Source organism: Streptomyces sp. NPDC054813 (assembly GCF_053611365.1).
The window spans coordinates 281325-297031 of sequence record NZ_JBSHAF010000006.1 but is presented as its reverse complement, the minus strand read 5'-3'; the positions used below and the strand labels follow the sequence as shown (position 1 = coordinate 297031).

General features: G+C 71.6%; 13 protein-coding genes. 8 read left to right on the top strand and 5 right to left on the bottom strand.

The annotated features are described in order from the left end of the window. Positions 1 to 113 precede the first annotated feature (113 nt). From ACWGJB_RS14580 to ACWGJB_RS14560, 5 genes are all read left to right on the top strand, one after another. Positions 114 to 866: a GntR family transcriptional regulator gene (locus ACWGJB_RS14580; protein WP_351708743.1), complete on the top strand. Its 753-nt coding sequence runs from the start codon at positions 114 to 116 to the stop codon at positions 864 to 866. Between the two features lie 302 nt (positions 867 to 1168). Then, positions 1169 to 1369, top strand: coding sequence for an SPOR domain-containing protein (locus ACWGJB_RS14575; protein ID WP_453380499.1), 201 nt, complete (start codon positions 1169 to 1171; stop codon positions 1367 to 1369). Positions 1370 to 1399: 30 nt separating this feature from the next. Further along, positions 1400 to 1807 (top strand): (deoxy)nucleoside triphosphate pyrophosphohydrolase, encoded by a 408-nt coding sequence (locus tag ACWGJB_RS14570; RefSeq protein ID WP_453380498.1) that lies wholly within the window; start codon positions 1400 to 1402, stop codon positions 1805 to 1807. A gap of 255 nt (positions 1808 to 2062) precedes the next feature. Continuing rightward, on the top strand, positions 2063 to 2479 hold the full coding sequence (locus ACWGJB_RS14565) for an ATP-binding protein (RefSeq protein WP_453380497.1): 417 nt from the start codon (positions 2063 to 2065) through the stop codon (positions 2477 to 2479). A gap of 250 nt (positions 2480 to 2729) precedes the next feature. Continuing rightward, positions 2730 to 5318 (top strand): SpoIIE family protein phosphatase, encoded by a 2589-nt coding sequence (locus ACWGJB_RS14560; protein ID WP_453380496.1) that lies wholly within the window; start codon positions 2730 to 2732, stop codon positions 5316 to 5318. A 208-nt stretch (positions 5319 to 5526) separates the two neighbouring features. On the opposite strand, the gene ACWGJB_RS14555 is transcribed toward ACWGJB_RS14560, so the two are convergent. Then, the gene (locus tag ACWGJB_RS14555; RefSeq protein ID WP_453380495.1) at positions 5527 to 7005 is read right to left on the bottom strand and encodes a hypothetical protein; all 1479 of its coding nucleotides are present in this window, start codon (positions 7003 to 7005) and stop codon (positions 5527 to 5529) included. 82 nt (positions 7006 to 7087) lie between these two features. On the opposite strand from ACWGJB_RS14555, the gene ACWGJB_RS14550 reads away from it, so the two are divergent. Further along, positions 7088 to 8188 carry a hypothetical protein gene (locus ACWGJB_RS14550; protein WP_453380494.1) on the top strand — a complete coding sequence of 367 codons (1101 nt, stop codon included), beginning with the start codon at positions 7088 to 7090 and terminating at the stop codon, positions 8186 to 8188. Then, a complete protein-coding gene (locus ACWGJB_RS14545) occupies positions 8185 to 9174 on the top strand; it encodes a phosphotransferase family protein (RefSeq protein WP_453380493.1) in 990 nt (329 codons plus the stop codon). Before ACWGJB_RS14550 ends, ACWGJB_RS14545 begins: the two co-directional genes overlap by 4 nt. Here ACWGJB_RS14545 and ACWGJB_RS14540 read toward each other — a convergent pair. The 4 genes from ACWGJB_RS14540 to ACWGJB_RS14525 are packed head-to-tail and all read right to left on the bottom strand — an operon-like array spanning position 9149 to position 13013. Then, positions 9149 to 9925, bottom strand: coding sequence for a succinate dehydrogenase/fumarate reductase iron-sulfur subunit (locus ACWGJB_RS14540; protein WP_453380492.1), 777 nt, complete (start codon positions 9923 to 9925; stop codon positions 9149 to 9151). The two genes, ACWGJB_RS14545 and ACWGJB_RS14540, sit on opposite strands and share 26 nt — an antisense overlap. Then, entirely contained in the window at positions 9922 to 11853 is a 1932-nt protein-coding gene (locus tag ACWGJB_RS14535) for a fumarate reductase/succinate dehydrogenase flavoprotein subunit (protein WP_453380491.1), read from the bottom strand. Before ACWGJB_RS14535 ends, ACWGJB_RS14540 begins: the two co-directional genes overlap by 4 nt. Further along, the gene (locus ACWGJB_RS14530; protein WP_453380490.1) at positions 11853 to 12674 is read right to left on the bottom strand and encodes a hypothetical protein; all 822 of its coding nucleotides are present in this window, start codon (positions 12672 to 12674) and stop codon (positions 11853 to 11855) included. The genes ACWGJB_RS14535 and ACWGJB_RS14530 overlap by 1 nt, the downstream gene beginning before the upstream one ends. Positions 12675 to 12722: 48 nt before the next feature. Continuing rightward, positions 12723 to 13013, bottom strand: coding sequence for a hypothetical protein (locus tag ACWGJB_RS14525; RefSeq protein ID WP_453380489.1), 291 nt, complete (start codon positions 13011 to 13013; stop codon positions 12723 to 12725). Positions 13014 to 13389: 376 nt separating this feature from the next. On the opposite strand from ACWGJB_RS14525, the gene ACWGJB_RS14520 reads away from it, so the two are divergent. Beyond that, positions 13390 to 15591 carry an ABC transporter family substrate-binding protein gene (locus ACWGJB_RS14520; RefSeq protein ID WP_453380488.1) on the top strand — a complete coding sequence of 734 codons (2202 nt, stop codon included), beginning with the start codon at positions 13390 to 13392 and terminating at the stop codon, positions 15589 to 15591. The last annotated feature ends 116 nt before the right edge of the window (positions 15592 to 15707 follow it).

The window sequence follows — 15707 nt, the reverse complement described above, 5'->3', positions numbered from 1 at the left end:
AGCCTTCCCCGGCCACATGTCATCACATCGAGTGATTCTCTGGCCTTTGCTTGCACGGTGGAACCCACGGTTGCCAGGCTGTTGCTGTCTGTACAACCTGATGGGAGCGGCCAGTGACTTTCGGTGAGCAGCCGGCGTATCTGCGTGTCGCGGGTGATCTCCGTAAGAAGATCGTCGACGGTTCGCTGCCCCCGCACACCCGGCTCCCCTCCCAGGCCCGCATCCGCGAGGAGTACGGCGTCTCCGACACCGTCGCCCTGGAGGCCCGCAAGGTGCTGATGGCCGAGGGGCTGGTCGAGGGCCGCTCCGGCTCCGGGACCTATGTGCGGGAGCGGCCGGTACCCCGGCGGGTGGCCCGCTCCGGGTTCCGCCCGGTCGGCGGCGCCACCCCGTTCCGGCAGGAGCAGACCGAGGCGGCCGCACGCGGCACCTGGGAGTCCAGCAGCGAGCAGGCCGAGGCCGGCGCCGTGATCGCCGACCGGCTCGGTATCCACGTCGGCGACCGTGTGATGCGCACCCGGTACCTCTTCCGGGACGCGGGCGAGCCGATGATGCTCTCCACCTCCTGGGAGCCCCTCGCCGTCACCGGCCGCACCCCGGTGATGCTGCCCGAGGAGGGCCCCCTCGGGGGCATGGGCGTGGTCGAGCGGATGCGGGCCATCGACGTCATCGTGGACAACGTCACCGAGGAGGTCGGCGCCCGCCCCGGCCTCGCCGAGGAACTGCTCACCCTGGGTGGTGTCCCCGGCCATGTGGTCCTGGTGATCCAGCGGACGTACTACGCCTCGGGCCGCCCGGTGGAGACCGCTGACGTCGTCATCCCGGCCGACCGGTACCGAGCCGCGTACCACCTGCCCGTGAAGTAGCGCACACCCTTGCGATAGTTGACGTCTGCACGGCCTCTGTCGGGGCCTGGACCCGGCCGCTGCGATCCGGCCGTTCTTGCAGGTGGGTCGGGCTGTCCGCGGTATGTCTCCGACTCGAAGTGCCGGGTGCGCGAACGGCGCATTCGTCATCGTGCGCCCCCACCCTTCTGGCTGGTTGCGTACCTCTTTGTGAAAAGCCGTATTCGCTGCGTAAAGGTTAGGCGTACGCTCGGGCATATGCGGAGTGCGGTTTCCTTAGCGGGGCGGGGATGGGCGGGAGCCGGGAGAAACGGAGGGGCGCGATGACGGAAGGCACGGTCTCTCTCCCCTGGCTCGTCATACGGCAGGACGACAGCGGCAATCGCTATCGCGTCGGCCGGTACGCGACCCGGGCCGAGGCGCAGAAGATCGCCGACAGTCTCGACGACCGCGGACACAAGCAGCTCTACTGGGTCGAGCGCATCGGCCTCGGCGGTGGCGGCGGGGACAGCACGCGCAACTGACCGCGCACCGCCTCCCGTAGGCTCCGGGCCATGAGCGAACGGATCGTGGTGGTCGGAGCCGCCCTGCTCGACGCCGGCCGCCTGCTCGCGGCCCGCCGCAGTGCACCCCCGGAACTGGCCGGCCGCTGGGAACTGCCCGGCGGCAAGGTCGAGCCCGGCGAGACCCCCGAACAGGCCCTGGTGCGCGAACTGCACGAGGAGCTGGGCGTGGCGGCGGAGCCGCTGACGCGGGTGCCGGGCGAGTGGCCGTTGCGGGAGCCGTACGCCCTCCAGGTGTGGACGGCCGCCCTGCGCCCGGGTTCCCCCGCCCCGAAGTCCCTCCAGGACCACGACGAGCTGAGGTGGCTGACCATGGACGAGCTCTGGGACGTGAACTGGCTGGACCAGGACGTACAGGCGGTACGTGAGGTTGCCGCGATGGTGGAACTCGGGGCGTAGCCCCGGTTCCACCGGGGGTGCGGGGCTGCGTTGAATATGCGGCTACCGCCGCGTGGGCGCGACCAGCCACGACGGCGCCGCAGCCGCCCGACGCCCGCACCCCCTACCCCCTGGGCGCTCGGCCCTCTTTCTGTGCGCCGTTCGGGCCACAGTGCGCCCTCTCACGCGGTACTGACTCCTGGTATCCGGGTATGTGCCCATTAACCCCACGAAACCGGACATGGGTGGGCTCGCGGCCAGCGATGTGACTGGGAAGTGATCGGTGTGATCGACACCGAAGGTGAGACCGCCGAGTGGACCTTTCCCGCGGAACCGGGCGCCGTGCGCACCGCCCGGACCGCGGTCCGTCACCAACTGACAGGCTGGGGCCTCGACGGCCTCGCCGACATCACCGCCCTGCTGGTCAGCGAGCTGGTCACCAACTCGCTCCGGCACGCCACCGGCCCCATCGGCGTCCGCCTGGTCCGCCCCGCGGACCTCGACCACACCCTCCGGGTGGAGGTCTCCGACCCGCTCCCGGACCCGCCCCGCGAGCGCGCCGCCAGCCCCGACGACGAGAGCGGCCGCGGTCTCCAACTGGTCGCCGGCTCCTCGCGGAGCTGGGGTACCCGGCCCGGCGACACCGGCAAGACGGTCTGGTTCGAGCTGGCGATACCCGACCGGACGGGGTGAACGGGGTGTACACGCAGTGCTACGGCGTCCACTCTCGGGAGTGGCCGGGGAATGGGTGCCGGAGCGCGTGATTCGACGGCGTGTTCCCTGGTTAGAAGACTGGAAGTGTTGTCACGGTCCGGTCCGGAAAACGTCGGGACCGTGCTGTGATCGTGAACACCGTGTCAGGCGGCACCGTAGTGCTGGATACTGCGGGCAGCCGCCCCCGGTGACCGGTGCCGGGCGCGGTGAGCTGGAGGGGACGGTTCGCGTGAGCGAGATACCAGCTAAGGCCACGGAGTCCGAGGACCCGTCGGACGGTGCGAGGGCGGGGACCGCGGAGACAGCCGCGGCCCCCGGCGACGCCATGTGGCAGAGCAGCCCACCCGGCTCGATCTACGACTACATCAAGGTCGCCTCGTTCTCCATCGGCGCCGGCGGCCTGGTCGACCAGTGGAGCCTGCGCGCCGAGCAGATCTTCGGCATCCCCGCGGAGCGCGCCGTCGGCATGGACCCCATCGAGGCGTTCGTCGACCCGGACCTGCGCGAGCGCGGCCAGCGGAAGATGGCCGAGATCCTGGACGGGCGGGAGTGGACCGGTGTGGTCCCCTTCCGGATGCCCGACACGGCGGACGGCGAGCGCGGTGAGGAGGGACTCGCCGAGGTCTACGTCATGCCCACCCGCACCGCCGAGGGCGAGAACGCGGCCGTGTGCATAGTGGTCGACGTCCGCACCCTACGCAGCATCGAGACCGACCTCGCCGCCTCGCAGTCGATATTCGGTCAATCTCCGTTCGGCTTCCTGCTGATCGACCCCGACCTGCGGATCCGCCGCGCCAACGTACGGTTCTCCTCCATCTTCGGCGGCAGCCCCGACGACCACCGCGGCAAGGGCGTCCACGACTATCTGCCGCGCTCGGAGGCCGAGCGGGTCGCGGCCACCCTGCGGCGGGTCCTGGAGACCGGCAACTCCATCACGGACATGCACGTCACCGGATTCGTGCCGGGCTCCGAGGAGCGCCGGCACTGGTCCATCAACCTCTACCGGGTGCACAGCGGCACCGGCCGCCCCATCGGCATCGCCTGGCTCGGCCTGGACATCACCGCCCGCCGCGCCGCCGCCCGCGAGGCCGCCGCGGCCCGGCGGAATCTCGCCCTCCTCAACGAGGCCGGCGCCCGGATCGGCAACTCCCTCGACCTGGAGACCACCGCCCGCGAACTCCTCGACGTGGTCGTGCCCGGCTTCTGCGACCTCGCCACCGTCGACCTCTACCAGGGTCTGCTGGCGGGCGACGAGCGCCCGCCGGGGCTCTCCGACGGCAGTGCGGAGCTGCGCCGGGTCGCGTTCGCCAGTGCGGTCTCCGACGCGCCCTTCGTGGGCGGCGGTGCCCCGGTCGCCGTCGGCGCGGTCCACCACTACCCCTTCAACTCGCCCTGTGCGGACGCCCTGCGCACCGCCCGCCCGCAGCAGGTGCCGGCCGAGGAGGGCGGCCTCGTCCAGTCCACCCTCGCGGTCCCGATGGTCGCCCACGACACGGTCGTCGGCCTCGCCCAGTTCGCCCGAACCAAGGGCAGCGAGCCGTTCGGCGACCGCGACCGCGAGCTGGCCGTCGAGCTGGCCGCCCGCGCCGCCGTCTGCATCGACAACGCGCGCCTTTACCGACGTGAGCACGAACGCGCGTTGATACTGCAACGGTCCCTGCTCCCGCCCGGTGACCCCGAGGCGTCCGGGCTGGACATCGCGTGCCGCTACCTGCCCGGCAACGCGGCGACCGAGGTCGGCGGCGACTGGTTCGACGTCATCGAACTCCCCGGCCACCGCACGGCGCTGGTGGTCGGCGACGTGATGGGCCGAGGGCTGCGCGCGGCGGTCGCGATGGGTGAACTCCGCACGGCGGTCCGTACGCTGGCCCTTCTCGATCTCGAACCCGCCGAGGTGCTCTCCGCGCTGGACGAGATCGCCCGCGGCCTCGGCACCCCCGGCGGAGTCCAGCAGGCCACCCGCACGGCCCGCCAGCCCCGCGACGCCGACCTCTCCGAGGTCTACCTCGCGACCTGCGTGTACGCCGTCTACGACTCCGTCACCAGGCGCTGTACGTTCGCCAACGCCGGCCACCTGCCACCGGTGCTCGTGGAACCGGGCGAGGACGCGCTGATGCTCGACGTGCCGCCCGGCATGCCGCTCGGCGTCGGCGGCGAGCCCTTCGAGGAGGTCGAGGTCGAACTCCCCGAGGGTGCGCTGCTCGCCCTCTACACGGACGGCCTGGTCGAGTCCCGCGACCATCCCCTCGACGAGGGGCTCCAGGCCTTCGTGGGGGCGCTCACGGACCCCTCCCAACCCCTTGAGGACGTCTGCGACCACGTTCTGAACACCCTCGACACGCACCACGGCGAGGACGACATCGCGTTGCTGATGGCACGTGTACAGGGGCTGCCGGCCGAGTCGGTCGGCGACTGGACGCTGCCGCGCGAGCCGCGCAGTGTGGGCCGGGCCCGTGAGTACGCGCGCGGCCAGCTGCTCAGCTGGGACCTGGAGCCGCTGGTCGACACGGCGGAGCTACTGGTCAGCGAGCTGGTCACCAACGCGCTGCGGTACGGAGAGGGCGAGATCCGGCTGCGGCTGCTGCTCGACCGGACCCTGGTCTGCGAGGTCTGGGACTCCGGCCTGGTCCAGCCGAGGCGCCGGCGCGCCCGCGACACCGACGAGGGCGGCCGGGGTCTCCAACTGGTCGGGCTGCTGAGCGCGGCGTGGGGCTCGCGCCGGACGCCACGCGGGAAGACCGTGTGGTTCGAACTCCCCCTGCCGGACGGCGAGACGGGCCTGACGGACCCCGCGGAGGCTCTGCTCAGCCTGTTCTGAGAGGGACGACACCGACCGCCTAAGAGCACGGCACCGTCACGGCGGCCCCGCGTCCCTAGCGCCCGTGCGGCGCCGCGGGGGCTGGTCGCGCAGTTCCCCGCGCCCCTGACGGGGTTGCGGCGGGTTCGCCCCGTGCGGCGCCGTCGTGGTTGCTCGCCCCCACGGGCCCGTAGGCGCCCGACGGCCGGTCGTGGCACCCCCGTGGGCGTCAGCCCAACCGCGTCCGTGTCTCCGGGCCGCCGAACGCCACCACCGGCCCCCCGTCCCCTTCCTCGCCGAGCAGCACACCCCCCAGCACCGCCCCCGCGAGCCCGCTCTCGTGGGCCGCCTCCCCGGCGTACGGGTTGCCATGGACGCGTACGTCCCGCCCCGCCAGCTCCCGGGCCCGCCGTGCCAGCCGGTCCGCGTCCGCGGGCGCGGCCCGCCGCGCCTCCGCCAGCAGCGCCCGCGCCTCCGCCCCCACCGCCCCCCGATGCACGCCCACGAAGTCGTCCGCCGCACCCAGCGCGCTCCGCGCCACCAGCTCCGCCCCGGCGGCGATCACCCCGGACCGCCCGCCCCCGGCGCCCTCCACCGCCCGTACGATCCGGCGCAGGGCGTCCAGCGCGTCGTACGGGCCGCCGGTCACCTCGTCCCGCACCGCGGCCAGCACGGTGTCGGCGTGGGCCAGGCGCGACGGCGAGGCGGCTGCCCGGACGCCCACCAGTTCCGCCTCCGCGCCCGTGAGCGCGGCCGGCACCAGGCCCGCCGCCGTCCGCAGTTCCGCCGCGAGCCGGGCCACCCCGCCCAGCAGCACCCCGGCCTGCGCCACCGCCCCCTCGGCGGCACGCACGCCACGGCGGAACCCGTCGCCGTCGCCCGAGTCGGCGTCCTGGCGGGCCTGGTTGAGCCGTCCGGTCGCGAACACCAGCCGGTCCTTGGCCTGTTCGACGTACCCCACCACGGCGGCCGCGGCCCCGTTCCCGTACCGCTCGCCGGCCTCCGTCAGCGCACCCGCCCCCCCGCCCGTGCCCGCGGCCAGTTCCCGGAACCGCCCCTCGGCCACCGCCAGCGCGTCCCCCGCACCCCACTCGGCGTCGAACCCCTCAGCCGCCGCGTCCAGTTGCCGCCCCGCCTCCGCACACCGCCCCACCACCCCGACCAGCGCCTGCCGCCGGCCGGTGTCGTCCCCGGGTATCCCCTCCTCGTACCGCCGCCATATCGCGAACGCCGCCGACAGTTCGGTCTCGGCCGCCCGCAGGGCCCCTGCGACGGAGTCGCCGCCGTCGACGTACCCGAGCGCCTCCCGGCTGGTGCGGACGCAGTCGTCGGCCAGGACCAGGGCGGCCCGCGCCTGCCGCTCGAGATCGACCGGCGACGGCCTCGGCGGGGCGGCGGAGACGATCCCGGGGGTGGTCCGCGAGCGGGACCGCCGTACCCGCCGTACGTACCCGTAGCCGCCCAGCGCACCGGCGGCCGCCACCGCGACCAGCGGCATGACGTAGTCGGCGGTGGACGCCCCGTCCGCCCGGGCCGCGGCGACCGGCTCGCGCGCCGCCGCGGGAACCGGATCTTGAGTGGTGGTCGTCATCACCGGCAACACCAGCCAGACCGCTCCGGCCACCCCGCCCAGCACGGCATGCCCCACCCGCACACCTATGTGGCCGGTGGCGTGCCTCGGACGGCCCCGGATCAAGGATGACGTCACATTTCGGAGCGTATGGGCAGCAACTCGGACTCGCGACCGGGGCGGGGACGGCTGGGGGACGACGAGAAGAGGGGGGCGACCGATGGCAGCGGAATCAGAGTCGAAGGGGGAGGAAGACGGGGGAAGGGAAGAGGAGAGGGAAGGTGAGGGTGCGCCGGAGGTGCCCGGCACCCGGAAGAGAGCCTCCTGGGTCCGCTGGGCCCGGCGAATCGGGCTCGCCGCCGTTCTGCTCCTGGTCCTCCCTCTCGTCACCGCCGAGACCGCCCTCCGCGTCAACTACACCGGCGACCCGAGGCCCGGCACCCACACCCGGGACAAGGACGTCATCTGGCTCGGGCACGCCTGGGTCGACGGCCGTAAGACCGACGCCGACGTCACCGCCCTCGCCGCCCGGCTCGTGGACACCGGTATACGCGACCTCTACGTCCATGCCGGACCACTGGAACACAACGGCACGCTGCCCAGAACGGACTATCCCAAGGCCCGTTGGCTGATAACGGCAGTGCATCGAAAACTCCCCGGCGTCCGTGTCCAGGCCTGGCTCGGGGACGAGATCGCGCCCGAGAAGCCGTACGCCATGCATCTGGAGAAGAGGGAGACGCGTGCGGCCGTCGTCGCCTCGGCCCGGCAGGTGATCGCCGCCGGCTTCGACGGAGTCCACTTCGACCTGGAGCCCCTGCACTCCGGCGACCGGAACTACCTGGCTCTCCTCGACGCGCTGCGGCCGGTGACCCCGCTGCTGTCCGTCGCCGCACACCAGATCGATCCGCTCCCCGATTTTCACTCCTTCTGGGGTACTGTCACCGGCCATCCCAAATGGTGGTCACAGGAGTATTTCGGGCAAGTCGCCCGCCGGGTGGACCAGATCGCGGTGATGTCGTACGACACCATGCAGCCGCTGCAGAGCCTGTACGGCGGGTACGTCGCGCAGCAGACCAGCCTTGCGCTGGAGGTCACCCCGGCGGACACCGACCTCCTGATGGGTCTGCCCTTCTACCACGAGAACCGTTTCGGCCACTGGGCGCACGCGGAGACCGTACCGGCAGCCGTGCGAGGGGTTCGGCTGGGACTGTCCCGCACGGACGCGGATCGCGCTAACTTCGGCGTCGCCCTGTACGTCGACTTCGCCGCCACCGAGGATGACTGGACCTCTTATCGGAAGGACTGGGTCCGTACGTCATGACAACCGCTCGTGCCCACCTCACCCGTGACGACCTCGCACCGCTCGCCCGCGAGGCCCTCGGCCGTGCCCCCGCCACCGTCACCCGGCTGCGCGGTGGCTCCAAGAAAGGCGTCTACCGGCTCGCCCTCGACAACGGCAGGACCGCGATCGCCTACGTCTGGTCCCCGGACGAGGACTACTGGGGTCCCGCCGACGCCGACATCCGCGACCCCTTCGCGCACGCCTCCGGGCTCGGTCTCTTCCTGTCGGCCCACGACCGGCTGACCGAGCTGGGTGTGCGCACCCCGCGTCTGCTGTTCGCCGACGAGGAGGCCGAGCACCTGCCCTCGTACGCGGCGGTCGTCGAGGACGTCCGCGGCGGCAGCCTGGAGGTGCTGCTGCGCAGCGACCCCGGCGCGGCCCGGGTGCCGCTGGCCCGGCTGGCCGGGGCGCTCAGCGTGCTCCGGGAGTGTGTGTCCCCCGGGTACGGCAAGGCCGCCCTGGTGGAGGAGGGCGGCAAGCCGCTCGGCAGCTCCTGCGAGCAGGTGGTCGCGGACCGCGCCGTGCACGACATCGTGGAGGTCGCCGAGCGGGACCCCCGGGTGCGGGAGGTCCGCCAGGCGCTGTCGGAGCGGGTCCGGCAGCTCTACGACGCGATCGAGCCGCGCGACCACGTCTCCCTGGTCCACGGCGAACTGGGCCCGGACCACGTCCTGGTGACCGAGGACGGCGATCCCGCGCTCATCGACATCGAAGGCCTGATGTACTTCGACGCCGAGTGGGAGCACGTCTTCCTCCAGCACCGATTCGGGCCCGCCTACGACGTGCTGCGCACCGCCGACCTCGACGAGGACCGCATGGGGCTGTACCGGCTCGCGATGCACCTCAACCTCGTCGCCGGGCCGCTCAGGCTGCTGGACGGCGACTTCCCGGAGCGTGAACCGATGCGGGAAATCGCCGAGTTCAACCTCCGGCAGGCGCTCAGCCTCCTGCGGGGCGCCTCCTGATCTTCGAGCCGAGCCACACCAGCGGGTCGTACTTGCGGTCCACGGCCCGCTCCTTCAGGGGGATCAGTGCGTTGTCGGTGATGTGGATGCCCTCGGGGCACACCTCCGTGCAGCACTTGGTGATGTTGCAGTAGCCGAGACCGTGTTCGTCCTGGGCCGTGCGCTTGCGGTCCAGGCCGGACGCCTCGGCCGCGTCCAGCGGGTGCATGTCCAGCTCGGCGACCCGCATCAGGAAACGCGGCCCGGCGAACGCCGTCTTGTTCTCCTCGTGGTCGCGGACCACATGGCAGGTGTCCTGGCACAGGAAGCACTCGATGCACTTGCGGAACTCCTGGGAGCGGTCCACGTCCTCCTGGAACATCCGGTACTCGCCGGGGCCGACTCCGGCGGGCGGTACGAACGCCGGGACCTCCCTGGCCTTCTGGTAGTTGAAGCCGACGTCCGTGACCAGGTCGCGGATCACCGGGAAGGCGCGCAGCGGGGTCACCGTGAGGGTCTCGTCCGGTTCGAAGACCGACATCCGGGTCATGCACATCAGGCGCGGGCGGCCGTTGATCTCCGCCGAGCACGAACCGCACTTGCCCGCCTTGCAGTTCCAGCGGACCGCCAGGTCGGGGGCCTGGGTGGCCTGGATGCGGTGGATGATGTCCAGGACCACCTCGCCCTCGTTCACCTCGACCTTGAAGTCCTCCAGGCCGCCGCCCTCGACGTCGCCTCGCCACACCCTGAAGTGGGCCGTGTAGCCGCTCATTCGTACAGCTCCTCTTCGGCGAGGTACTTGACCAGCTCCTCCTTCTCGAAGAGGGAGAGCAGGTCGGCGCGGATGGGGTCGGTGGTCTCGCGGGTGAGGGTGATCTGGCCGCGCACCGGGTCGGTGGCCGCCAGCCCGCCCGTGGGGTCGGCCAGTCGGCAGAGCAGGTTGATCCGGCGCCAGTCGCGGTCCATCGTCGGATGGTCCTCGCGGGTGTGCCCGCCGCGCGACTCGGTGCGCTCCAGGGCCGCCCGGGCCACGCACTCGCTGACCAGCAGCATGTTCCGCAGGTCCAGGGCCAGGTGCCAGCCCGGGTTGAACTGGCGGTGCCCCTCCACCCCGGCCCGGCGCGCCCGTACCCGCAGTGCGCCGAGCCGCTCCAGGGCCTGCTCCATCTCGCCCTCCCGGCGGATGATGCCGACCAGGTCGTTCATGGACTGCTGGAGCTCCTGGTGGAGGGTGTACGGGTTCTCCGGCGGGCCGGAGTCCGGTTCCTGGCCCTCGGCGGAGAAGGGCCGCAGCGCCTCCGCCGCCGCCGCGTCGATCTGCTCGTCGTCCATTTCCGGCCGGGCGGCGAGGCCGGCCGCGTAGTCGGCCGCGTGCCAGCCCGCCCGGCGCCCGAACACCAGCAGGTCGGAGAGCGAGTTGCCGCCGAGCCGGTTGGAGCCGTGCATCCCGCCGGCCACCTCACCGGCCGCGAACAGCCCGGGCACCCCCCGCGCGGCCGCCGTGTCGGAGTCCACCGCGACCCCGCCCATCACGTAGTGGCAGGTCGGCCCGACCTCCATCGCCTCCGCTGTGATGTCGACGTCCGCCAGCTCCTTGAACTGGTGGTACATGGAGGGCAGCCGGCGCCGGATCACCTCGGCCGGCATCCGTGTCGACACGTCCAGGAAGACCCCGCCGTGCGGGGAGCCGCGGCCGGCCTTCACCTCGGAGTTGATGGCCCGGGCCACCTCGTCGCGGGGGAGCAGTTCGGGCGGGCGCCGGTTGTGGTCCGGGTCCTCGTACCAGCGGTCGCCCTCCTCCTCGGACTCGGCGTACTTCTCCTTGAAGACGTCCGGGACGTAGTCGAACATGAACCGCTTGCCCTCGGAGTTGCGCAGCACCCCTCCGTCGCCGCGCACCGACTCCGTGACCAGGATCCCCTTCACCGACGGCGGCCAGACCATGCCCGTCGGGTGGAACTGCACGAACTCCATGTTGAGCAGGGGAGCCCCGGCCAGCAGGGCGAGCGCGTTCCCGTCGCCGGTGTACTCCCACGAGTTCGACGTCACCTTGAAAGACTTGCCGATGCCGCCGGTAGCGACCACCACGGCGGGCGCTTCCAGGACGAAGAAACGGCCGGACTCACGCTCGTACGCGAAGACGCCCGACACCCGGCTGCCGTCTTTGAGGATCCGGGTGACCGTGCACTCCTGGAAGACCTTCAGGCGGGACTCGTAGTCGCCGGTCTCCTTCTGGTCCTCCTGCTGGAGGGAGACGATCTTCTGCTGCAGGGTCCGGATCAGTTCGAGGCCGGTGCGGTCGCCGACATGGGCCAGGCGCGGGTACTCGTGGCCGCCGAAGTTGCGCTGGGAGATCTTCCCGTCCTTCGTACGGTCGAACAGGGCGCCCCAGGTCTCCAGCTCCCAGACCCGGTCCGGGGCCTCCTTGGCGTGCAGCTCGGCCATCCGCCACTGGTTGAGGAACTTGCCGCCGCGCAGGGTGTCGCGGAAGTGGACCTGCCAGTTGTCGTGCTCGTTGACATTGGCCATGGCCGCCGCGATACCGCCCTCGGCCATCACCGTGTGCGCCTTCCCGAACAGCGACTTGCAGATCACCGCCGTACGGGCGCCCCGCTCGCGCGCTTCGATCGCGGCGCGCAGTCCGGCCCCGCCGGCGCCGACGACCACGACGTCCCACTGCTGCCGCTCCACCGCTGCCATCAGAAAAACCTCGGATCGTCGAAGACACCGGACGCGAGCAGATAGACGTAGAAGTCGGCGAGCGCCACGCTCACCAACGACGCCCAGGCCAGCTGCATGTGGCGGGCGTTGAGCCGGCCGACGAGCTGCCACGCCTTGTAGCGCACGGGGTGTTTGGAGAAGTGCTTGAGCTTGCCGCCGACGATGTGCCGGCAGGAGTGGCAGGACAGCGTGTACGCCCAGATCAGCACGATGTTGACCACGAAGACGAGGGTGCCGAGGCCCATGTGGCCCCAGTTCTCGTGGGTGTCCCGGAAGGACAGCACCGTGTCGTAGGTCAGCACGCCGGCGACCAGCAGGGCGAAGTAGAAGAAGTACCGGTGGACGTTCTGCAGGATCAGCGGGAAGCGGGTCTCACCGGTGTACTTCGCGTGCGGCTCGGCCACCGCGCACGCCGGCGGGGACGCCCAGAAGCTGCGGTAGTACGCCTTGCGGTAGTAGTAGCAGGTCAGCCGGAAGCCCAGCGGGAAGATCAGGATGATGATCGCCGGGGAGATCGCCCACCAGCTGCCGAAGAGGTCGGCGTTCGGGCCGGACGGCATGGTCTTGCAGTTCTCGGCCAGACACGGCGAGTAGAACGGCGAGACGTACGGCGCCGAGTAGTAGTGCGCGTTCGAGAAGGCCCGCCACGTCGAGTAGACGACGAACGCGAACAGACCGGCCGCGGTGACGGCGGGTGCCAGCCACCAGCGGTCGGTCCGCAGGTGCGGGGCGGAGATCGCGGCGCGCGTACGGGTGCGTACGCCGCCGCTGTTCGGATGTGGTTCCGTACCAGTGGCCAATGGATGACTCCGGTCGGTTCGGGGGTCGGGGGCCTGCGGGCAGCCCGGCTACGGTGCGCGCCGGTCGCGGGCGCCGAGACCCTCGTCGTCCGTGTCCGTCCACAGGTTGATGTCGTACGGGTCGTCGGAGATGGTGACGAGTTCGGGACGCTTGCTCGGGGCGCCGGTGTTGGCCGCCTCCCGCAGCAGTGCCACGCTCTCGCGCAGGTGATCGGCGTCGGCACGGACGCGGCGCATCTCCAGTCCGCCGCTCCCGAGCTGCTGCTCCAGGCGGCCGACGGACCGGTTCAGGTCGTCAAGGCAGCGCTGTACTGACGTCAGGTCGTCGTGCACGGACATGACGTGACCTCACTTCCGCGGACTTCGGTGTCCAAGGCGGCAACGTTCATGCGCCTGCGAGTGTTGCGCGTCACACCTGCTGATGTGAAGGCATGTGCAGCGATTGGCGGATTGCGCGCCTCCGTCGCACGCCCGCACGCGCTCTGTGTGCGCCGGGGGCGGGCGCCGCCGCGAGGGTTGCCGCCCCGTGCGCCGCCCGGGTGGGCGTTGCGCCGCACGGGTGGGCTTTGGCAGCCCCCGCCGCCGTGTCGTCCCCGGCCGACGGACCCCGTCCATTTCAGTGGGGTCCGTACTTCTTACATGTGATCAACTCCAAAATACCCCCAAATGTGTACAGACCCCACCCGTGTCACCGGGCCTCCCGGAGGTAGCAGAGATGTCTCACCACGGCGTCGGACCCAGGGCTGGCCGCAGTGCGGTCATGCGCTCCGTCACGTTCCTGACCGCGGGCGCCCTCGCGGTGCCCTTTCTCGCGGGCTGCGGCTCCGACGACGAGGGGAGCAAGCCGCTGGCCGGACAGGACATCGCGGCGGCCGCCCGTGACGCGGTAGCCGAGGGCGGCACCCTGAAGTGGGCCGTGGACGCCGTACCGGAGACCCTCAACACCTTCCAGGCCGACGCCGACGCGGGCACCACCCGGGTCGCCCAGGCCGTTCTGCCGTCGATGTTCACCATCGACGCCACCGGCCGTCCGGTCCGTGATCCCGACTACCTGGAGTCCGCGAAGGTCATCGAGACCGAGCCGCGCCAGGTCGTCCTCTACAAGCTCAACCAGCAGGCCGTCTGGAGCGACGGCCGGGAGATCGGCGCCGCCGACTTCGCCGCCCAGTGGCGCGCCCTGTCCGGCAAGGACTCCGCCTACTGGACCGCCCGCAACGCCGGCTACGACCGCATCGGCAAGATCGAGCGCGGCGCCAACGACCTGGAGGTCCGGGTCACCTTCGAGCGGCCTTACGCCGACTGGAAATCGCTGTTCTCGCCGCTCTACCCCAAGGAGGTCATGGGCACCCCGGACGCCTTCAACGACGGCGCCCGCCGCAAGCTCACGGTCACCGCGGGACCCTTCAAGGTCGACAAGGTCGACACCGTCAAGAAGGACGTGGTCCTCACCCGCAACCCGCGCTGGTGGGGCCGCCCGGCCAAGCTCGACGAGATCGACCTGCACGCCGTGGACCGGGAGAAGCGGGCCACCTCGCTCGCCGCCGGCACGGTCGACGTCGCCGACATCGACGCCTCCGAGGCCCAGCGGATCATCATCGCCGGGCGGGACAAGGGCACCGGCACGCCGTTGCAGGGCGCCGGGAAGACCTCCGCGAAGAAGCTGCGCTCCTGGGCGCTCACCCTCGGCATGGACGAGGAGAAGCTGCCCAAGGGGCCGAAGAAGCTCCGCAAGACCATCGCCAAGTGGCTGGAGCAGCAGCAGGAGCTGCGGGACTTCGACGTCCGCAAGTCCCTGGAGCCCGCCTACACACAGCTCGCCCTGAACGGCTCCGAGGGCCCGCTCGCCGACGAGCGGGTGCGCCGGGCCGTCGCCCGGGCCCTCGACCGCCAGACCCTGGCCAAGCTGGTGCTCACCCCGCTGGGGCTGCCCGCGGTACCGGTCGGCAGCCACCTCGCCCTGTCCGGGCAGGCCGCCTACGCCGACAGCAGCGGGTCGATCGGCGGCCTCGACACCCACGAGGCGCAGGCGCTGCTCGCCGACGCGGGATGGGTGGCCGGCGGTCCGATCAAGGCCGGGGACAAGGCGGCAGGCGCGCAGACCGGGAACGGCGGCAAGACGGGCAAGGGAGAAAAGGGCGACAAGGGAGACAAGGGAGACAAGGGCGACGACTCCGGGGGCGGGAGCGACGGGCAGTACATCGTCGGTGAGGACGACAAGGGCCCCGACGGCAAGAGCCCCGACGACAAGGACACCCGCGACCACCAGAAGGACCACGCCCACGGGGCACCCGGGGCGTACGCGCCGAAGGGCACGGCCGCACCCAAGGGGGCCCAGGCCGCGTCCGCGCCGCTGGCCAAGGACGGCAAGGCGCTGAGCCTGCGGTTCGTGCTGCCGTCGGGGCCGGGGTCGGAGACGCTCCAGGACGTCGCCGAGCGGATCCGGCAGATGCTGGCGACGGTCGGGATCCAGACCGAGATCACCAAGGTCTCCGACGAGAGCTACTTCAAGGACCACATCGCGTCCGGGCAGTACGACCTCGCCCTGTACTCGTGGCCGTCGTCCGCGTTCCCGGCGACGGACGCACGGCCGATCTACGCGAAGCCGGTGCCGGCCGCCGACGGGTCGCTGAACGTCGAGCAGAACTACACGAGGGTGGGCACCGACCAGGTCGACCAGCTCTTCGACCAGGCGCTCGGGGCGCTGGACGAGGACGAGGCGGACGGGCTGCTGCGGAAGGCGGACTCGCGGATCTGGGCGTCGGCCGGGTCGCTGCCGCTGTACCAGCGGCCGCAGATCGTGGGGGCCCGGAAGGGTCTGGTGAACGTCGGGGCGTTCGGGTTCCAGACGCCGGTCTACCAGGACATGGGGTTCCTGAAGAAGGGGGCCAAGCCGTCGCCGAGCGCGTCGGGCCGGTAGGGCCCGCAGCTCCCACACGAGTGTGGGGGGGGGCGCCGCGCGGGGGGGGGCCCCCCCAGGTGTGCAAGGGGTGCGGGGGGGGTGGATCCAGCGGCCAAATTTTCACCCAGACCCCC